Annotated in this window: 16 protein-coding genes; 6 read left to right on the top strand and 10 right to left on the bottom strand. The window is 68.6% G+C overall.

What is annotated here, in order from left to right; genetic code table 11:
• Positions 1-26 precede the first annotated feature (26 nt).
• Positions 27-2390 (bottom strand): sensor histidine kinase, encoded by a 2364-nt coding sequence (locus tag FSB78_RS08550; protein ID WP_147081827.1) that lies wholly within the window; start codon positions 2388-2390, stop codon positions 27-29.
• Between the two features lie 327 nt (positions 2391-2717).
• Here FSB78_RS08550 and FSB78_RS08555 point away from each other — a divergent pair, with 327 nt between their 5' ends.
• Both FSB78_RS08555 and FSB78_RS19770 read left to right on the top strand, forming a co-directional pair.
• Positions 2718-5723, top strand: a complete 3006-nt coding sequence (locus tag FSB78_RS08555; protein ID WP_147081829.1) for a TonB-dependent receptor plug domain-containing protein — start codon at positions 2718-2720, stop codon at positions 5721-5723.
• A gap of 214 nt (positions 5724-5937) precedes the next feature.
• Entirely contained in the window at positions 5938-6192 is a 255-nt protein-coding gene (locus tag FSB78_RS19770; protein ID WP_158637982.1) for a DUF559 domain-containing protein, read from the top strand.
• A 326-nt stretch (positions 6193-6518) separates the two neighbouring features.
• Here the strand turns inward: FSB78_RS19770 and ahcY are convergent, their stop codons facing one another.
• Both ahcY and FSB78_RS08570 read right to left on the bottom strand, forming a co-directional pair.
• The gene (ahcY, locus tag FSB78_RS08565) at positions 6519-7952 is read right to left on the bottom strand and encodes an adenosylhomocysteinase (protein ID WP_147081833.1); all 1434 of its coding nucleotides are present in this window, start codon (positions 7950-7952) and stop codon (positions 6519-6521) included.
• A 131-nt stretch (positions 7953-8083) separates the two neighbouring features.
• Positions 8084-8644, bottom strand: a complete 561-nt coding sequence (locus FSB78_RS08570) for a YqgE/AlgH family protein (RefSeq protein WP_147081835.1) — start codon at positions 8642-8644, stop codon at positions 8084-8086.
• Between the two features lie 113 nt (positions 8645-8757).
• Between FSB78_RS08570 and FSB78_RS08575 the strand changes: the two genes are divergently transcribed.
• From FSB78_RS08575 to mbfA, 4 genes are all read left to right on the top strand, one after another.
• The gene (locus FSB78_RS08575) at positions 8758-9237 is read left to right on the top strand and encodes a peroxiredoxin (protein ID WP_147081837.1); all 480 of its coding nucleotides are present in this window, start codon (positions 8758-8760) and stop codon (positions 9235-9237) included.
• Between the two features lie 182 nt (positions 9238-9419).
• Positions 9420-10871: an AMP nucleosidase gene (locus tag FSB78_RS08580; protein WP_147081839.1), complete on the top strand. Its 1452-nt coding sequence runs from the start codon at positions 9420-9422 to the stop codon at positions 10869-10871.
• Between the two features lie 83 nt (positions 10872-10954).
• Positions 10955-11494, top strand: coding sequence for a hypothetical protein (locus tag FSB78_RS08585; protein WP_147081841.1), 540 nt, complete (start codon positions 10955-10957; stop codon positions 11492-11494).
• A gap of 184 nt (positions 11495-11678) precedes the next feature.
• Positions 11679-12635, top strand: coding sequence for an iron exporter MbfA (gene mbfA / locus FSB78_RS08590; protein ID WP_147081842.1), 957 nt, complete (start codon positions 11679-11681; stop codon positions 12633-12635).
• 9 nt (positions 12636-12644) lie between these two features.
• Here mbfA and FSB78_RS08595 read toward each other — a convergent pair whose 3' ends face one another.
• The 7 genes from FSB78_RS08595 to FSB78_RS08625 form a co-directional block, all read right to left on the bottom strand.
• A complete protein-coding gene (locus FSB78_RS08595) occupies positions 12645-14987 on the bottom strand; it encodes a TonB-dependent receptor (protein WP_147081844.1) in 2343 nt (780 codons plus the stop codon).
• Positions 14890-15849 (bottom strand): FecR family protein, encoded by a 960-nt coding sequence (locus tag FSB78_RS08600; RefSeq protein WP_147081846.1) that lies wholly within the window; start codon positions 15847-15849, stop codon positions 14890-14892. The genes FSB78_RS08595 and FSB78_RS08600 overlap by 98 nt, the downstream gene beginning before the upstream one ends.
• Positions 15850-15933: 84 nt before the next feature.
• Positions 15934-16506, bottom strand: coding sequence for an RNA polymerase sigma factor (locus FSB78_RS08605; RefSeq protein WP_147081848.1), 573 nt, complete (start codon positions 16504-16506; stop codon positions 15934-15936).
• Entirely contained in the window at positions 16487-17140 is a 654-nt protein-coding gene (locus FSB78_RS08610) for a tetratricopeptide repeat protein (protein WP_147081849.1), read from the bottom strand. The genes FSB78_RS08605 and FSB78_RS08610 overlap by 20 nt, the downstream gene beginning before the upstream one ends.
• 11 nt (positions 17141-17151) lie before the next feature.
• Positions 17152-17907 carry an SDR family NAD(P)-dependent oxidoreductase gene (locus FSB78_RS08615; RefSeq protein WP_147081851.1) on the bottom strand — a complete coding sequence of 252 codons (756 nt, stop codon included), beginning with the start codon at positions 17905-17907 and terminating at the stop codon, positions 17152-17154.
• The gene (locus tag FSB78_RS08620; RefSeq protein ID WP_147081853.1) at positions 17894-19939 is read right to left on the bottom strand and encodes an AMP-binding protein; all 2046 of its coding nucleotides are present in this window, start codon (positions 19937-19939) and stop codon (positions 17894-17896) included. Before FSB78_RS08620 ends, FSB78_RS08615 begins: the two co-directional genes overlap by 14 nt.
• Positions 19936-20487 (bottom strand): thermostable hemolysin, encoded by a 552-nt coding sequence (locus FSB78_RS08625; protein ID WP_147081855.1) that lies wholly within the window; start codon positions 20485-20487, stop codon positions 19936-19938. The genes FSB78_RS08620 and FSB78_RS08625 overlap by 4 nt, the downstream gene beginning before the upstream one ends.
• Between the last annotated feature and the right edge of the window lie 21 nt (positions 20488-20508).

Genomic DNA, 20508 nt, shown 5'->3' on the forward strand with positions numbered 1-20508 from the left:
ACACACGGTTGCGGTATCGCGCGTTCTCACCGCCGCGGCACCTCGACCGTGATCAACGTCCCCTGGCCCGGCTCGGACACCAGTTCGATCGTCCCGCCATGCGCCTCGACGAACTGCTTCGCGAGCGGCAGCCCGAGCCCCAGCGCGCGGTCGCCCATCGGCTTGGTCTCGGCGAACCGGTCGAACGCATGCGCGACCGCATCCGCGTCCATGCCGGGCCCGTCGTCCGACACCACGATACGCGCCGACGTCGCGTTGCCGTCGGCGTGCAGCAGGATCCGCCCGCCATCGGGCGTCGCCGCCGCGGCATGCCGCAACAGATGTTCGACCACCTCGCGCAACCGCCGCGCATCGCCCGTTACGCGCCCGGTCGAGCGCGCGACCTCGATCGCGAAATCGAGTTTGCGGCGCTTGGCGGTCGGCACGATGCTCTCCGCCCCCGCGCGCACGATCGCCGCCAGGTCGACATCCTCGCGCGCCACCCCGCCATCCTCGACCGCATCGCGGGTCAAATCGAGCACGTCGTCGACCAGCAGCCCCAGCCGCTCGACCGATTCGAGAATCGCCTCGACATAGCCGTCGGCCTTCTTGGTCAGCTTGCCCGCATACCCCCCGTGCAGCATCTCGGCGAACCCGCTGATCGAGGTCAGCGGCGTGCGGAGTTCGTAGCTCATGTTCGCGACGAACGCGGTCTTCACCCGGTCCGCCGCTTCCAGCACCTCGGCGCGTTCCCTGAGAGTCTGCTCGGCACGCCGGCTGGCCGTTATATCGAGCATCGTGAAAAGCGCGTTACCGTCGGGCAGCGGTACGCCCGCGAATTCGAAATGCCGCCCGTCGGCAAACGCCACGCGCCCGCCGCGCTGCTGGCGTTCGACCGTTGCCGAATGGACGAGCTCGGGGAACAGCGCCGCGCGCCCCGGCGTCGCCAGCTTCGCCGCCGCCGCCTCGGCAAACGCGTCGATCCGCGGATGCGAGGCAAGGAACTCCTCCTCGAGACCCCACAGCGCCCGGAACCGGTTGTTCCACAATTGCAGCCTACCGTCGGCCGCGAACACGCCCAGCGCCTCGAACAGATTGTCGAACGTCGCGGTCCGCACGCGCAACAGCGTGTCGCGCGCGCTCGCCAGCTGGACCTGCTCGGTGCGATCCTCGAAGATCAGCAGCAACCCGCCATCGGGGAGCGGTTGCGCGACGACGCGCAGGTGCGTGCCGCCACGCAGATGCCAATGCTCCTCGATCGCGCCGCCGCCCTGGATCGGGCCGGTCTGCGTGAACCAGGCACGTCGCTCCGCCTTCCAGCTCGGGAAGTCGCGCGCCTCGGGCAGCCGGTCCGCCTCGCGCATCCGCTCGAGCACGCGGTCGAACTCGGGCCGGTCGGCGAGCCACTCGGCGCGCATCGCGAACATCCGGCGGAACGGCTGGTTGCAGAACACCAGCCCGTGGTCGCCCCCGAACTGTGCGACGCCCGCCGACAGCCGGTCGAGCATCGCACGCTGCGCCTCGGCGAACCGCTTCGCGCCCGACCGCGCCTGTTCCAGTTCCTCGATGTCGATCGCGAACCCGGCGACCCCGCCGGTCGGCAGCGGCACGTCGTAGATCTGCAGCGACCGCCGCTCGCCGTCGATCGTCGCGGGCAGCACCTGTTCGTGCGGTCGTCCCGCCTCGCGCGCCGCCGCCGCGCCCGCCAGCGGCCCGCCGCGCCCCGACCCCTCGACCAGCTCCAGCCCGCGCGCGACGACATCGGCGGCGCTGCGCCCCTCGACCGCCTCGACATAAGCCGAATTGACCATCGTCAGCCGCAGGTCGGGCGCGCGGTACCACATCGGCATCGGCGCTGCCTCGATCAGCCCGGTCAGCGCGTCATAGGCCGACCCCAGCCGCTGCGTCTCGCCGCTCAGCCGCGCGATCTCCGCCTCGGTGTCGGTCGCGTCGAACGCCCAGAGCAGCACTGCACCGGCCGAGCCCATCTCACCCGGGGCCCGCGCGCCGCGCAGCGTGATCGCACGCGTCGACCCGAGCGGCCTTACCGCACGCACGAACCCCCGCCCCGATCGGTGCGCCGCGGTCACGTCCGCGGTCAGCGCCGCCACGTCCTCGGCCGAAAGCCCCGATCCTTCGCCGGTAAGTTCGGCAAGCGACCGCGGCGGTGTCGCCAGCCCCAGCCAGTCCGCCATCCGCTGCGGCATCTCGACCCGCCCGTCCCCGCGCACGATTGTCGGGACCGCCGGCGACGCCGCGACCAGCGCGTTCAGGTGCACGTTCGCCTCGCGGTCGACCTGTGCCGCCGTCTTGCCGCGCAGGCCCAGGTACAGCATCGCCGCGCCACCGGCGATCAACGCCAGCAACACCACCCCGACGATCGCGGCGGCACCGGTCCCAAGGACGATCATCGAAGGATCGGACGGCGTTGCGAGCATGTCATTCCCGTCATTTACGCGACAATCGCGGCGAACGGGAAGAGAGTTGGTGGAATTCCCGAACCGATGCCGTCGAACCAGTCACGGCATGCGTAAATCGCCCGGATCTCCGACCGCAGCGCCGCGGCAAGGTAATAAAGTTTTAACGATGTGTTAGACTGTTGCACACATGTGACACCGGTTTGAAAACCCTCCGCGACACGTCGCAACGCGGTGGAAGGGCAGCGGTGCTGACGCTACCGGCCCACGCAAGTCAGTTCCGCTGACCTTCTTGCTGACCCTCGCATTCGGATCCGCCGCATGACCCTTGCCTATCGCCGCAGCCTTCTCACGACGACACTGTTCGTCGGCGCAACCCTGTTCGCCAGCCCCGCCATCGCGCAGGACGCGAGCGCGCCCACGGCCGCCGACCAGACCACTGCCGCACCGGTCGCGACCGACCAGGCGACCGCGGACCCCGCGCTGCAGGCCAACGGCCAGGCCGGCCAGGGCGACGAGCCCGCTGGCGACATCGTCGTGACCGGCTCGCGCATCTCGTCGCCGTCGGCGACCGCCGCCTCGCCGCTGCAGTCGATCGGCGCCGAGCAGATCCGCCAGTCGGGCGCGATCAACGTCCAGGACGTGCTGCTGCAGAACCCGACCTTCGGTTCGCCGGGCGTCAGCCGCACCAATTCAAGCTTCGCGACGCAGGGTGCCGGCGCCGCCACCGTCAACCTGCGCAACCTCGGCGAAGACCGCACGCTGGTGCTGGTAAACGGCCGCCGCTTCGTCTCGGGCCTGCCGGGCAGCAGCGCGGTCGACCTCAACGTCATCCCGACGCAGTTCCTCGAGCGCACCGACATCCTCACCGGCGGCGCCTCGGCGGTCTATGGCTCCGACGCGGTCGCCGGTGTCGTCAACCTGGTCTACAAGACCAAGTTCGACGGCCTGCAGGTCGATGGCCAGATGGGCATCTCGCAATATGGCGACGGCGCCGATCGCCAGATCAACGTCCTCGCGGGCAAGAACTTCGCCGACGGCCGCGGCAACATCATGCTGTTCGGCGGCTATTCGAAGCAGGGCACCGTCCTCAAGAAGGACCGCTCGACCGAAGCCGGCTCGAGCGCGATCGACCAGACCAGCGCCAGCCTGACGCCCAACGATCCCGAGACCCTGCTGTCGGGCTTCATCCCCGGCGGCCGTTTCTATGCGGGCGACCAGACCTTCAGCTACGGCACCAACAACGTCCTGCGCGACTGCTCGACGGTCAGCTGCGGCGGGTTCAACCGCTCCGACTCGCGCTACCTCGCGGTCCCGGTCGAGCGCTTCCTCGCCGCCGGCCGCGGCAATTTCGAGGTTTCGCCGGCGCTGAACCTGTTCCTCGAAGGCAATTTCGCGCGCACCAAGTCGCGCACCAACATCGAGGCGTTCCCGCTCAGCTCCGACCTCGTCAACATCGCCACCGGTGGCCAGGTGCCGATCCAGACCGTCGTCGGCGGCGTGACCTATCGCAACCCGTACGTCCCCGACGCGATCTTCAACGCCGCGACCGACACCGATGCCGATGGCCTCAAGGACATCTACTTCGACCGTCGCCTCTCGGATTTCGGCGCCCGCACCAGCAGCTCGCGTCGCGACCTGTTCCGCATCGCGGGCGGCGCCAACGGCAAGTTCCTCGAAGATCGCTTCAATTACGAAGTCTATGGCATCTACGGCCAGACCGTCGACAACCAGACCGGCAACGGCCAGTATGACAGCACCAAGTTCACCCAGGCGCTGAACGCGTATCGCGATCCGACCACCGGTCAGATCGTCTGCGCCGACCCCGCTGCACGCGCTGCGGGCTGCGTCCCCGCCAACATCTACGGCATCAATTCGCTCGCGCCCGCGGCCGGCTATCTCGCCGCACCGACGACGCTGCGCTCGAAGATCACGCAGACCGTCGCGGGCGCCAACGTCTCGGGCAAGCTGTTCTCGATCTTCGGCGCCGATCCGATCGGCGTCAGCGTCGGTACGGAATATCGCCGCGAGAGCAGCAGCAACACCTTCGATCTGCTCACGCAGCAGGGCCTCAACGGCAACAACGCACTGCCCTCGACCAGCGGCAAGTTCGACCTGATCGAAGGCTTTGCCGAGACGATCGTGCCGATCCTGCAGGATCGTCCGTTCTTCCATTCGCTGTCGGTTCGCGGCGCGATCCGGGTATCGAACTATTCGACGATCGGCACCACCTACAGCTACAACTATGGCGGCGAATGGGCGCCGATCGCCGACGTCCGCTTCCGCGTGATGCAGGCGCGTTCGGTCCGTGCCCCCAACGTCAACGAGCTGTTCCAGCCCGCCCAGCAGGACTTCCCGACCGGTCTGCAGGACCCTTGTGCCGGGGTGACCGCCACGACCGGCGGCACGCTCGGTACGCAGTGCCGCGGCGCGGCCGGCGTTGCCGCGAACATCGCCGCCAACGGCGCGTTCGCGGTCAACCAGGCCGATCTCCAGGGCATCACCAGCTTCGGCGGCGGCAATCTCGACCTGCAGGAAGAGAAGGGCAATTCCTTCACTGCCGGCGTCGTGATCAACCCGACCTCGGTTCGCGGCCTGCGCAACCTCGTCGTCACGGTCGACTACTTCAACATCAAGATCGACGACGCGATCGTCACCACGCCGCTGCAGTTCATCCTGAACCAGTGCTACAACAACGCAGCCCAGCAATATTGCGACCTGATCGTTCGCCGCCCCGGAATCGTCGGGCCGAACAGCGCAGGCTCGCTGGACGAGGTCAACACCGGCCCCACCAACAGCGGTGGCGCCAAGACCTCGGGCATCGACGTCGCGGTCGATTGGCGGTCGAACCTGTCGACCATCGGTCTGGCCGGCGACCTGACGCTGCACGGCGCGTACACGCACCTGATCACCGGCTACAACGTGCCGCTGCCGGGCTCGCCGCGTGACTATTTCGCAGGCGAGGTCAGCTCCGACATCGCAGCGCCGCGCGACAAGTTCAGCATCACCTCGGGCTACGACATCTCGGGGGTCGGCCTGACGATGACCGGCACCTGGATCAGCCAGGCGGGTCTCGACGACCAACTGACGGGTGTCCGGCCGCAGACCGATGCGACCTACCGCATGCGTCCGCAGTTCTACCTCGACTCGCAGCTCCGCTTCCGCACCGACAATGGCTATGAATTCTACGTCGGCGGTTCGAACCTGCTCAACAACAAGCCGCCGTTCATTGCCGATATCGGCGGCACGACCGGCCAGGACACCAACACCTCGATCTACGACCCGCTCGGCCGCCGCTATTACGCCGGCGTGCGCATGTCGTTCTGATCCGCCGGATCAGCGATCACGAAGGGGAGCCGGAAACGGCTCCCCTTTTTTTGTGCGCCGATGGCAGCGCGCTCACCGTCGTGCGTGGGACACCGCGAACAAGTGTCGTAAGTGGTGGAATGCGGACATTCGCCGCTTAGCCCTCTCCCGCCTTCGCGGGAGAGGGTTGGGTGAGGGTCTTCTTCTTGCGCCTTGGGTCTTCTACCCTCTGCCAATGTATCCGGTACGTCGCCAGATCAGCCGTCATGCCACGCGTCAGAGGCGGGAGTATACGGACGTGGAACAGATTATCTGCCTGGCGGTCCGCAACCGACGCCTTCGGTTTCAAGTTTCGCGAGCAGCATACGATTGGCGACCGTTAGGCAGCGACCTTCCCTGTCTTGAAGCCAGGCTAGTCGTGGAACTGGACGGTGGACACCATGATCCGACAATCGATGCCCCGCGAACTGCTGCTCTGGAAGGCAAATAATACGTGCTGCAATTCTGGAACAACGAGCTCATCGAAAATCGAGAGGGTGTTCTTTAAACCATCTTGGCCGCTCTCTCGGCGCTGACCGCGAAGTATAGGTAGAAGACCCTCACCCAACCCTCTCCCGCGAAGGCGGGAGAGGGCTAGACGACGTCCGCAAGTGCGCAAACAAACGTGATGGAACCCGACCCATCGCAAGCATGCCTGCGATGGCGTTGATGGAGCCAGTCTCACGGCACTTCCCCCGCCACCCGCCCCGCGCACAAAAAAGCCGCGCCCACCTTCCGGTGGACGCGGCCTTTTCGCGCAACGATCGCGGGATGCGATCAGTAGCGGTAATGGTCCGGCTTGAACGGGCCTTCGACCGGCACGCCGATGTACCCGGCCTGCTTGTCCGACAGCTTCGAGAGCGACACGCCGAGCTTCTCCAGGTGCAGCATCGCGACCTTCTCGTCGAGGTGCTTGGGCAGGACGTACACTTCGTTCTTGTAGTTCTCGCCCTTGGTCCACAGCTCGATCTGCGCGAGCGTCTGGTTGGTGAACGAGGCCGACATCACGAACGACGGGTGGCCGGTCGCGCAACCGAGGTTCACCAGGCGACCCTTCGCCAGGATGATGATCTGCTTGCCGTCCGGGAACTTCACCAGGTCGGTGCCCGGCTTCACTTCGGTCCAGTCATAGTTGGACAGCGCGGCGATCTGGATCTCCGAGTCGAAGTGCCCGATGTTGCAGACGATCGACATCGGCTTCATCGCCTTCATGTGATCGGCAGTGATGACGTCGGCGTTGCCGGTCGCGGTCACGAAGATGTCGGCGCGGGTCACCGCTTCCTCCATCGTCACGACCTCGAAGCCCTCCATCGCCGCCTGCAGCGCGCAGATCGGGTCGACTTCGGTGACCATCACGCGCGCGCCGCCGTTGCGGAGCGACTGGGCCGATCCCTTGCCGACGTCACCGAAGCCGGCGACGACCGCGACCTTGCCCGCGAGCATCACGTCGGTCGCGCGACGGATCGCATCGACCAGCGATTCCTTGCAGCCGTAGAGGTTGTCGAACTTCGACTTGGTGACCGAGTCGTTGACGTTGATCGCCGGGAACGGCAGCTCGCCCTTCTTGGCGATCTCGTACAGGCGGTGGACGCCGGTGGTGGTCTCTTCCGAAACGCCCTTCAGGTTCTTGACGGTCTCGGTGAGGTAGCCGGGGTTCTTCGCGACATACGCCTTCAGCGCACGCTGCATCTCGACCTCTTCCTCGTTCTCGGGCTCGGGCATCGTGTGGCCGGCCTCGAGCTTGGCGCCCCACAGCGCGAACATCGTCGCGTCGCCGCCATCGTCGAGGATGATGTTGGCAGTCTGGCCCTCGACCGAACCGTCCCAGCTGAAGATGTCGCCGACATAGTTCCAGTAATCGGCCAGGCTCTCGCCCTTGATCGCGAACACGGGCACGCCGGTCGCAGCGATCGCGGCGGCGGCATGGTCCTGCGTCGAGAAGATGTTGCACGTCGCCCAGCGGACGTCGGCGCCGAGCGCGGTCAGCGTCTCGATCAGCACCGCGGTCTGGATCGTCATGTGCAGCGAACCGGTGATGCGTGCGCCCTTGAGCGGCTGCGACGGACCGAACTCGGTACGGAGCGCCATCAGGCCGGGCATCTCGGTCTCGGCGATGTTGATCTCGGCGCGGCCGAACTCGGCAAGGCTGATGTCGGCGACGACGTAATCGGTCTTCGCCGTCGTCGGGGCGGGGGCGAGGGTGGTGGCCACGATGGGTCTCCTGGAATCGATGATCGGCGAGCCTCATGCCCGTGCCGGATGCTCCCTACATAGGCGAACGGCAGGTCCCGATCAAATATAAAGATATCTTTATATCTCCGTACCCAGCGCCCGTGGGGGCATCAGGCGGTTCCGGTCTGCGCCACCAGCAACCGCGGATCGACACCCGCCGCCGCAAATGCGTGGGTCCAGCGATCGTCGGCGTCGGTGTCGAACAGCAGGTCGGTATCGCCCAAGACGTTGAACCAGCCCGGCCGCGACAGCTCGCCCTCCAGCTGCCCCGCATCCCAGCCGGCATAGCCCAGGGCCACCACCCACCGGCTCGGCCCCTTGCCCTCGGCGATCGCCCGCAGCACGTCGATCGTGCTCGACAGCGCCCAGCGTCCCGCGACGTCGATCGTCCCCTGCCCGGCCCAGTCGAGCGAATGGATCACGAACCCGCGGCGCGGCTCGACCGGTCCGCCGAAATGCACCGGCGCGTTCGGCGCGTCGCCGGGCGCGATGCCGAACTGTTCGAGCAGGTCGTGGAACCCCAGCCCGTCGATCGTGGCGCCAAGGCCGATCCCGACCGCACCGGTCGAATCGTGGCTGCACATCGCGATGACGGCGCGGGCGAACCGCGGGTCGCTCATGCCGGGCATCGCCAGCAGGAACTGTCCGGACAGATAAACGGCTTTTTCCATCGGATCAGGGCATAGCGGGCGTGCGCCAAACCCGCCACGCTTGAAATCACCGCCGCCCCGTCCGAGGTACGGGACCGCCGCCGGCAAGCGCGCGGCGATCAGGAGATTTCCCCATGACGATCAGCGTCGGCGACCGGCTTCCCAACACCATCCTCATCAAGGCGACCGCGGACGGCCCCGATCAGGTCGACACCGACGCGTTCTTCAAGGGCCGCAAGGTCGCGCTGTTCGCGGTCCCCGGCGCATTCACCCCGACCTGCTCCGCCAAGCACCTGCCGGGCTTCGTCGAGAAGTCGGCCGAGCTGAAGGCCAAGGGCGTCGACGAGATCGCCTGCACCTCGGTCAACGACGCGTTCGTGCTCGGCGCCTGGGCGAAGTCGGCCGACGCCGGCGACATCACGATGCTCGCCGACGGCAATGGCGAATTCGCCAAGGCGACGGGGCTCGACTTCGACGGCTCGAAGTTCGGGATGGGCACGCGCAGCCAGCGTTACTCGATGATCGTCAACGACGGCGTCGTCGAGCAGCTGAACATCGAGGCCCCCGGCGAATTCAAGGTCTCGAGCGCCGAGCATCTGCTGAGCGAGATCTGACCCCACCTATCCTCCCCCGCCAGGGGGAGGTGGCAGCCGCAGGCTGACGGAGGGGGCGGATACGGAACAGACGTTCCCGGTCCTCCCCCTCCACCAGCTTCGCCGGTCCCCCTCCCCCTGTCGGGGGAGGATCGGAAGCCGGCAGTCTTGCCACCGCAACATCACCCGCATAACACTCGTCCATGACAATCGCTTCCGACCTCGTCGCCGACCTCGACCGCCTCTACCGCGCCTCCGTCGAGCGGCTCCAGACCGCCCTCGCCGCCTATATCGCCGACGGCACCATCCCCGATCCCGCGACGCGCCGCGATGGCTCCTTCGCCTATCCGGAAATCCGCCTGACCTATGCGGGCGGCGTCGATCGCCCGACTCCGCTCCGGTCGTTCGGCCGCCTCGTGACGCCCGGCGAATACCGGATCAGCGTCACCAAGCCCGCCCTGTTCGCCGACTACATCACCGAACAGCTGACGCTGCTGATCGAGGATTACGACGTCACCGTCGAGGCGGTCGAGGGGCGCCAGGAGATCCCGTTCCCCTATGTCATCGATCCCGGCCACGCGCTGAGCCTCGACGAGGTCTCCGCGACCGAACTCTCGCGCTTCTTCCCCGCGACCGAGCTCGCGCACATCGGCGACGAGATCGCCGACGGCGTCTGGGTCGCGCACGACGAGACCCGCCCGCTCGCGCTGTTCGACGGCCTGCGCACCGACTTCAGCCTCGCGCGCCTGCGTCACTACATGGGCACCCCCGCCGAGCACGCGCAGCGCTTCGTGCTGTTCACCAACTATCATCGCTATGTCGACGAGTTCGTCCGCTGGGCGGGCACGCAGCTCGGCCCCCGCGAGGATGGGACGCCGAGCCGATTCACGACCCTGTCGGGCGCGGGCGGCATCACCATCACCTCGGGCGACGACATCGACAAGATCGTCAGCGACAGCGCGTGGCGCCGACACCAGATGCCCGCCTATCACCTAATGGCCGACGACCGCACCGGCATCACGCTCGTCAACATCGGCGTGGGGCCCTCCAACGCGAAGACGATCTGCGACCACCTCGCGGTGCTGCGGCCCGAGGCGTGGCTGATGATCGGCCATTGCGGCGGGCTGCGTCCCAGCCAGCGCATCGGCGACTATGTGCTCGCGCACGCCTATCTGCGCGACGACCATGTCCTCGACGACGTGCTGCCGCCGGAGATCCCGGTCCCTGCGATCGCCGAAGTCCAGGTCGCAATGGCCAAGGCCGCCGAGATCGTCTCGGGCCAGTCCGGCGAGGATCTCAAGCGCCGCCTGCGCACCGGCACGATCGTCACCACCGACGACCGCAACTGGGAACTGCGCTATTCCAAGTCGGCGCTGCGCTTCTCGCTGTCGCGCGCGGTCGCGATCGACATGGAGTCGGCGACGATCGCCGCGCAGGGCTATCGCTTCCGCGTCCCCTACGGCACCTTGCTCTGCGTCTCGGACAAGCCGCTGCACGGCGAGCTGAAGCTGCCGGGCCAGGCCAACCGCTTCTACGAGCGCGCGATCAGCGAGCATCTGCGGATCGGGATCGAGACCTGCGAGCAGCTCCGCATGGAGGGGCCGAAGCTGCACAGCCGCAAGCTGCGCGCGTTCGACGAGCCTCCGTTCCGCTAAACGCGCGACGTTCGCAGGTTGACGGCGGAACGGATCGGGGGATGATGCGTCACGCATCCGGAACCAGATCGTAGGAGCTTATCATGGCCGACACTCCCGAGACGCCGACGTCCGACGCCCCCAAGCCCCGCCGTCGCGCGACACGGAAACCGGCCGTCACAAAGCCCGTGGCAACGACCGCAAAGCCCGCCGCGACGTCCGATGCCGCCTCCCCGAAGCCCGCGACCGCAAAGACAGCTGCTCCGAAGCCCGCCGCCCCGAAGGCCGCTGCTCCAAAGGCGACGCCCTCTCGGTCCAAGCCCGCCGACACGGCCAAGTCCACCAAGGCCGTGAAGCCGCGATCGTCGAAGCGCAGCGCCCCACGCGCGAAACCCGCTGCTGCGCGCAAGACCCCGCCGAAGACGACGCTCGAACGCGCAACCGACCGCGTCGGCGGCAAATGGGGTGCAGCCGCCATTGCGGGCGGTGTCGCCGCCGCAGTCGGCGCGCTTCTGACCCTGCGCGGCAGCACGCCCAAGCCCGCCGACCCCGTGGAGCCCAAGGGCGCGCATCAGGCCGACGGGACCGATTCGTCGGCCTCGTTCGCGGCCGGCATCGCCGACGAGGGCACGATTCCGGAGTAAGCCCGCGACGCTGGGCAGACCGCAGTCCCCATGGGAGGGCACGCGGTCTACCCCGCCAAAATACGCGAAGCGCCCGCGATGCCCGTCGCTGGCGCGCTGTCCGCCGACGGCCACCCGATCGATCCGCGCGTCCCGCCCCGCTGAAGGCATGGCCCTGCGCGCCGCTTTGTGGTGATACGGGGCGATGAGAGCCTTTTCCGACCTGACCGAACGCGAGATCCTCGCCCTCGCCATCGCCAACGAAGAGGAGGATGGCCGGATCTACGCCGACTATGCCGAGCATCTGCGCGAGCATTATCCCGACAGCGCCAGGCTGTTCGACGACATGGCCACCGAGGAGGAAGAGCATCGCCGCGCGCTGATCGACCTCTATGTCGAACGGTTCGGGCGCCACATCGCCTATATCACGCGGCGCGACGTGCGCGGCGCCCCCGCCCCCGCATCGCCGCGCACCACGATCCTGAAGGGCATCGACGCGGTCCGCGAAGAGGTCACGCGGATGGAGACCAACGCCAGTCGCTTCTACCGCGAAGCCGCCGATCGCAGCACCGACGCACCGATCCGCAAGCTGCTCGGCGATCTCGCCTCGGCCGAACTCGACCACCTGCGCACCGCCGGCGAGATCGAGGCGCAGCGCCTCCCCAGCGACCGTCGCGCGCGCGAGGACGAGGACGCGCATCGTCGCTTCGTGCTGCAGGTCGTCCAGCCGGGGCTGGTGGGGCTGATGGACGGGTCGGTGTCGACCCTGGCGCCGGTGTTCGCCGCGGCCTTTGCGACGCATCTGCCGTGGAACGCGTTCCTGATCGGCATGGCGGCCAGCGTCGGCGCGGGGATCAGCATGGGCTTTGCCGAGGCGCTCGCCGACGACGGCAAGCTGTCGGGCCGCGGCGCGCCGCTGATGCGCGGGCTGGTCTGCGGCGCGATGACGACGGCGGGCGGCATCGGTCACACGCTGCCGTTCCTGATCGCCGATTTCTGGACCGCGATCGTCGTCGCCGCGATCGTCGTGGTCGTTGAGCTCAGCACGATCGCCTGGATCCAGTATCGCTACATGGACACGCCGCCTGTCTCCGCCGCGGCAAAGGTCATGCTCGGCGGCGCGCTGGTGCTTGCCGCCGGCATCCTGATCGGCAGCGGCTGAGCCCGCCTCTCATAGCCCGATCGCAAGCCGCAGCGTCACCGTCCGCGGCCGCACCGGCACGGTCTGCGTGGTGGTTTCGAGCGTGAACGGATTGCCGAAGCCGAAGCTGTTGCCGCGGCCGTCGAGCAGGTTGGTGACATCGATCGACCATCGCCGCGCGCCGGTGTCGATCGACGCGCCGGTGTCGATCGTCGCATAGCGCCCGGCCGGGCGGTCGAGCAGCGGGTCGAAGCTGAGGCGCGTACGACCGGTATAGCGCGCGGCGGCAAACACCTGCGCGGGCCGTCCCCGCACCGCGAACCGCCGCGTCGCGCCGAGCCGGGCCGAGATGTCGGGAACGACCGGCAGTCGGCGGTCGTCGTCGACCGCGGCGGGCCGGGATCGCAGCCGCGCGCGCTGCAGCGTCGTCCCGAAGTCGATCATCACCGGTGCGAGGTCGAACCGCCCGCCGACTTCGATCCCGTAATTGGCGGCATTGCCCGCGTCGATGGTCCCCAACAGGCCGTCGCGGCCCACCGTATCGCTGCGCAAATGCTCCCACACGGACCCGAAAACCGCGCCGTGCAGGTCGAGCCGCGCGCCCGGTGCGCGCACGCGCCAGCCGAGCTCCACGCTCTGCAGCTCGTCCCCCGGGATGCGGCGGTCGGCCACGACAGCGGTCCGGCTTACCCCGGCCGGCCGCACCGCGCTGGCGTAGCGCAGCCAGATCAGCCCGATATCGTCGCGGTGCCAGGTCAGCGTGCCGCTGGGGGTCACGCCCAGGCGTTGCGCCCGCTCGCGGTCGGGGCCCCGCTGCTCGAGATGGCTGAGCGTCGAGAAAGCACGCAGCCCGAGCTTGAAGTCCAGCGTCCGCGTCAGCCGCTGCGTCCCCTCCGCGAACAGCGCGGCCTCGGTCACGTCCTCCTCGTCGCGCCGCGCCGCGATGCTGCCGCCGTCCGCGGTGGAGACGAAGCGGCCGTTCAGCCGGCTCGTCGAATGCAGGACCGTCGCGCCAACGATCCACGGATGGCGCGCGGTCGGGTCACTCACCCTGACTTCCTGCGACACGAACTGCGCCGAACGGGCCTCGACATAGGCGAGCGGCGCGGGCAACCCGAGCGTGGATGCAACGACGCTCGCATCATAGGTGCTGCCGAATTCCTGCGCGACGAACGCCGTCGTCGCCTGCGCATCGAGCTTGCCGATCGCCCCCCCGACGGTCAGCGTGCCCGCGGTGAAGTCGTTGTCCTGCGGCTCGGCGATCCGCGTCGCCCGCGACAGCCCGCTGGTCGCATAGTGGCTGTCGCGGGCGTTGATCCGCTGCAGCACGCCGGCGAGCGTCGCGTGCCAGTCGCCGATCGCCCAGCGCACCGCACTTCGTCCGCCGATCCGTCGGATCCGGTTGACGTCGCGGCGGTTGCGGCCGGTGTCGTCGATCCAGCCGGGCATCGTCTCGCTCCACCCGGATGCGCGGAGCGCGAGCGATCCCGTTTTGATCGGGACGTTGAGCGTCCCTTCGGTCGCGCCCCCGAACGCGCCGTTGGTGATCCCCGTCGCCTCGACCGCGCCTGCTGCTGCGAACCGGTCGAGATCGGGCGCGGCCGTCACGATCCGGACCACGCCGCCCAGCGCACCCGTGCCGTACAGCGTGCCCTGCGGCCCGCGCAGCACCTCGACCCGCTCGACATCGACCAAGCGCAGATCGGGGTCGGGCGCGGCGTAGCCGATCCGCGCCTCGTCCAGATACAGGCTGACGAGCGACTGGCTCGTGCCGTTGAACGCGCTGTCGGCGACCCCGCGGAGGAAGATGCGGTCGCGGCCGGGGCCCAGATTGGTCGAGAACGCACTGTCGGTCGTCGCCATCAGGTCGACCAGCCCCCGCCGTCCCGCGAGCCGGGCGAGCGCCTGGCCGCCGACGATGCTGATCGACGCCGGCAGATCGGACAGCCGCTCGTCGCGCTTGCCGGCGGTGACGATGATATCGCCGGGATCCACCTCGGCTACGGCCTGCTGTCGTCGGGTGGGTGTCCGCATCGGCTTGGCCGGCAGTGGCTCGATCCGCCACGTCGTCGCATCGACGCGTACGGCGCGCAGCCGGCTACCCGACAGGATCCGGCGCAGCGCGTCCGCGACGTCGCGCGCGCGATCGATCCGCCGGATGCGTAGGTCGGGCAGCGACCCCGCCATGCCGATCGATATGCCGCTTTGCCGGGCGACCGCGTCCAGCGCCGATCGGAGCGTGCCCGCCGGGATCGTCAGCCCCGGGCGCGCCTTCTCAGCGCGGGTCGGCGGCGCCCAGATACACCACGCCGCCGACGCGACGAGCGCGTATCGGCAGCACCGCACGAAGCTGATCGACGAGCCGCGATCCATCACCAATCGTCAACACCCCGGAAAATCGCAGGTTCGCGGCTGATGGATCGACCATCAGCGGCGCGTCGGCATACCGCGATATATCTGCCGCAACCAGCGTCAGCGGTGCGCCATCATAATTGAGCCGCCCATCGATCCAGTCGGCGACGCGCGCCGGATCGACCGTGCGACGCTCGGCAATCTGCTTAGACGGCATGATGTCGAGGATCTGCCCGGCATGAAGCGTCGTCGTGTCGCCGTCGCCGGCGATCGGCGCGACGCTGACCATCCCTTGCGCGACGGTGACAGCAACGCGTCCGCGCGCGCTGACGACGTCGAACCGCGTGCCGATATCGCGCACCTCATAGCCGCCGGCGCGCACCATCAGCAGGCGGGACGGATCGTGCCGCACGGCAAAACTCGCGGCGCCGTCGGCGATCTCCACCACCGGGCTCGTCCCGCCGGTGACCGACACGCGCGATCCGCGGTCGATCTGCATCCGGCTGCCATCGGCGAGCGTGACGGTGCGCGTCTCGCCGCGGCCGGTCGTATAGACCTGCGCAGTGGTCGGCGCCGAGGGCACCAGCAACACCGCCAGCCCCGCCGCCATCGCACCGCCAGCCCCCAGCCCAGCCCACCGCCAGCGCGTGGATCGTGCCGGCATCGGCTCGACCACGGCATCGTCATTCGCCGGCAGCAACGCTGCGATCGCCGGGGCAGCCTCGCCGATCTCGGCATCGAGCAGGGCGATGCTGTCATAGGCAGAGCGATGCGACGGATCGGCCTCCAGCCACAAACCGAACGCCTCCCAGTCCATCTCGGGCGAGTCGAGCCGCGCGTGCCAGGTGGCCGCGTCCATGATTGCCGTGCGTGTGTCTGTCATGTTGCCCTCCTTTCCCCGCTCGAGTCTTTCCCGCTTGTTCCATGGACGCCGCCACGGATATCGAACCGCAGTCCCCCGTCGCGATTACGCATCGAGCGCCTTTCTGAGGTGCCGAAGCGCAACCGCGATATGTTTTTCGACCGTACTGCGCGTGATGCCCAGCTCGGCCGCGATCTCCGCATGCGACGCGCCCTCGATCCGGTGGCGGCGGAACACCCGCATCGCCCCCTCGGGCGGCCCCGACAGCAGCTCGGCGAGCCGCGCGATACGATCGCAACCGACCAGCGCGTCGAACGCAGACGGCGCTTCGTCGACTGCCTCCCACCCCGCCACCGATGTCGTCGCGTCGACATAGCCCGCCTCGCGCCGCTGCCGCCGCCCGTTCGCGCGCGCCCGGTCGAGCACGATGTTCATGCCCACCCGGTGCAGATAGGCGAGCGGGTTCGCGATCGGACCCGCCATCGGCTCCGCGACGTGCAGCCAGATCTCCTGCACGACGTCCTCGGCTTCCGCGACGCTGCCCGTTCGTCCGGTGAAGAACCGGACGAGTTGCGGGCGGCTCGCCGCGAGCACCGCCGACAGGCCGGCGGGCTCGGACGTAGGGGATTCGAAGTCGGCTACGGCGTGGCTCCGCGAGTTACGCGCCGAGCTTGGCATTCACCTTGGCGAGCAGTTTCTGCACGTCGCCCCGGCGCCCCGCATCGGCGATTTCACGACCGGGACGCGGCGGCGCGGCGAGTGCCGTCCGCAGCGCCTTGGCCGCCTCGGCATACTGCCCCTGCGCGAACAGGAAGTCGCCCCAGAAATAATTCGCATCGATATCGCGCGGCGCGATCTTCAGGCCAGCGGTCAACTCGGCGCGCGCCTTGTCCTTGCTGCCGAACCCGATCGGCCAGCCCGGGACCTGGTAATAGAGCGCGCCCAGGCTGGTATGCGCCATCCCGCCCGCGGGACCGCTGTCGAGCTTGCTCGCGCGCTCAAGCGTCGTGCGCGATTCCTTGGCGAGCGACAGCCCCCCCATCCCGCCCTTCAGGCCGGCGAGCGACGAGGTGACGATGCCGTCCCACGCCAGCGCGTCGGCGCGGTTCGGCGCGGCCTTGGCGAGAGCATCGGCCTGCGCCTTGAGCTTCGTCATCGCGTCGAGCTTCTGCGGCGCAGGCGTGCGGTACTGGATCTGCGCCCAATCCCTCGCGATCGCGGCGGCGTGGTCGGCGACCGGGTCCGCAAGCGCTGCGGTCGCCGAGAGCGCGGCGAGGACGAGGGCTAGGCTGGTCTTGGCAATGATATGCATGGAAATCTCCTTCAGACGAACAGGGCGGCGGCTTTGCGGTCGTTGGCGGCGAGTGCCTGGTCGACGACGCGCGGCATCAGCGCGTTGACGCGGACGAACAGGCTTTCGGGGAAGCCGATGACGACGTTGCGGCTGCGCGAGACCACCGCCGCGACGATCCGATCGGCGACGAATTCGGGCGCATCCATCGCCATCTTGGTCGCGTCGGCAAAGGCAAGGACCTTGGGCGAATTGAGCGCGGTTCGCACCGCGCGCGGGGCGATGTGCGTGATGCTGACGTCGGTCCCGGCATATTCGCGGCGCAGCGCGTCGCTGAACCCCTTCAGCCCGGCCTTCGCGCTCGAATAGGTCACGAAATGCGCGAACGGGATCGCGCCGAACACCGATCCGATATTGACGATCCGCCCGCTGCCACGCGCCTTGAACCGCGGCATCAGCGCGCGCGTCAGCATCGCCGGCGCGACCAGGTTGATGACGTAGCCGCCCCAGACAGTCTCGGGCGACTGGTCCGCGAACGGCCCGAAATACTGGATCCCGGCCAGGTTGATCAGCCCGTCGACCTCGCGCACCTGCAGCTCGTCGCCCAGCTTGGCGAGCCCCTCGAAGCTACCCAGATCCGCGATCAGCATCTCGTCGGCGAGGTCCGATTCGAACCGGTCGACGCCGATCACAAAGGCGCCCGCATCGCGCAGCCGCTGCGCGACCAGCGATCCGATCCCGCCGGCGATCCCGGTCAGGACGATCCGCTCGCCATCAAGCCGCGACATCGATCGCCTCCATCGGGATCGCCGCGAACATGCCGCCGAACAGCGCGAACATCGCGTTCGCCATCGTCACGATCGCCGCGCGGTCGGCGGGATCGTCGATCTGGTTCATCAGCGCTTCGAAGAACACCATGTGCTCCTGGTCGAGCGCCCCGTGCGAGGTGAGATAGCGAAACGCCTCGGGCGGCAGGCCCAGGCTCGACTGCACCGCTTCCGCACCCTGCTGCGCGAAGGCGATGCTGGTCCCCTCCAGCACGAACACCATCCCGAAAAACGCCGCCGGGTTGCCGGTGCGGATCGTGTCATAGGCATGCGCAACCATCGCCGCGGTCGCGGCGGACGGCCCGGCCTCGACCGCAGCGTCGCGATCCCCGCCGGCCGCGGCGATGTCGTCGAGGATCCAGTATTCGTGCCCGGTCTCTTCGGCGATATAGTCGTCGAGCGCCTCGATCAGCATCGGCGAGTGACCCAGACGCGCGCGGGCTTCGCGCATCAACGCCACGGTGTGGCTGACATGGTGATACGCCTGCGTCAGATAGGCGATATAGGTCGCGCGATCGATCCGTCCGGACAGCCCCGCCTGGAGCTGCGGAACCTGCAGCATCGCCGCGCGAGCCTCGGCGGTCTGCGCGACGAGACGGTCGAAAAAGGGCATTGGGGTCTCCCGTTGAAGAATCGCGGCGCGGCGGAGCCGACCGTTGGTCGTCAGCGTCCCGTCGGACGGCGTGAAAGGCGCTGCGATCCGCCAGTCGGCGATGCGGGCATAGGCGGGCAGCGCGCGGTTCGCGGCCGCGATCGCCGCGGTGATATCGGCCTCCGGCGCCGATGGCACGACGATCGCGGACAGCGCGGACTCCCCGTCGCCGTGCACCAGCGCCTGCGCGACGCCCGGCTGCGCGCGAAGCGTCTCCTCGACCCATTCAGGGGCCACGTTGCGCCCGAACCTGGTGACCAGCATCGACGATTTGCGCCCGACGATCGACAGCCGCCCGGCGGGATCCAGCGTGCCGATGTCGCCGGTCGCGAACGGACCGTCGTCGCGCCGCGGTGCACCGACCCTGCCGAGATGGCCTATGCCATGCACCAGGACCTCGCCGTCCTCGGCGAGCGACACGCGGACATGGTCGAGCGACCGGCCGGTCGTGCCGCGATTGCGGTCGCCGAGCGCCTCGATCGCGACGACCGATCCGCATTCGGTCAGGCCATAGCCCTGGACGACGGGCAGACCGAGCGCCGTCGCGCGCTCCAACAGGTTCACGGGCACGCGCGCGCCCCCCACCGCGACGAGCCGCAGCGCTGGGAGCCGCATCCCTGTCGCCTCCATGACAGCGACGATGCCGCTAAGCAGTTCGGGGACGAGGATCAGGCTGGTCGCACCCGTCGCCGCGATCGCGCCGATGATCTTGACGACGTCCGGCTGGAACGGACGGTCGAGGCCGATCTCGGCGGCGCCGCGCGGTGCATAGGTGCCACCGGCGAGCAGGCTGGCGTACAGCCCCGCGACATTCTCGAGCAGCACCGCCAGCGGCAGCAGGGGCAGATGCGTGCCGGCGACGTCGGCACCGAACCGCGAGACGATCGCCGACGCGGTCGCGAGCATCTGGCTGTCGGACAGGCAGATCCCCTTGGGCGCGCCGGTCGATCCAGACGTATAGCTGATCTTGGCGGTGCCGATCGGAACCGGGCGCCGCGCATGCTGCAGCCAGTGGATCGCTCGCCCCTCGACGATCGCGCACGCGCCCGCATCGCAGAGCACGCCCTCGACCTGCGCGGGCGTGAAGAACGGCGGAACGGGCACGCACACCACGCCGAGCGACCGCAGCGCGAGGTCGGCGAGAATCCAATCGATGCCGTTGTCCATCACCAGCCCGACCGGTGCGCCACTTTCGCCGATCGTCTGGCGAATGACGGCGGCGATCGTCGCAACGCGGGCAGGCAGCGCGGCATAGGCGACGGGATGGCGCCCGTCGTCGATCGCGATCCGATCCGGCACCTCGGCCGCGCGGTCCAGGATCGCGGAATAGAGCGCGCTCATGCCGCCTCCGTCCGGCGCGCGACGTAGCGGTCGAGACTGGCTGCTCCGTCCGCGATGACCCCGATGCAGACGCGCGGATCGTCATCGTAATAGCGACCCCAGCGCGCGCCGTCCGCGAGGCGCCCCGCATCCGCACGCCCGATCTCGAGCAGCGGGACGCCGACACGGTCCAACAGGCGCCGAACGGTCGCGGTGACGGTGGCGGCGACGACCCGGTGACGCGCATCCAATGCGGTCGCGATCTCCTGCCACAAATGGATCAGCGCGACCGGCGAGTTACTGGCAAGACAGCCGATCTCGACGATCTCCGCGCGGTCGAACCGGCGGCCGAGGCGGTCCGACACCGCCTGTTCGATCGGGGTGTCGAGATAGGCCTCGAGCAACAGCGGCGCGTCGGCGGCCGACCGATAGCCGAGTGCCGCGACCTTCGAGGCCCCATCGTCACCCTGCGTGCGCGCGTGCCAGCTCGGATAGCCAAGGTCCGCGTCCGCGCCGAACGCCGCCTGGAAGCGAGGTCCCACGAACCGCTTGATCTCGTCATCCCGCATCAACGCACTCCTTCGATGGCG

This window comes from Sphingomonas ginsenosidivorax (assembly GCF_007995065.1).
Classification (GTDB): domain Bacteria; phylum Pseudomonadota; class Alphaproteobacteria; order Sphingomonadales; family Sphingomonadaceae; genus Sphingomonas; species Sphingomonas ginsenosidivorax.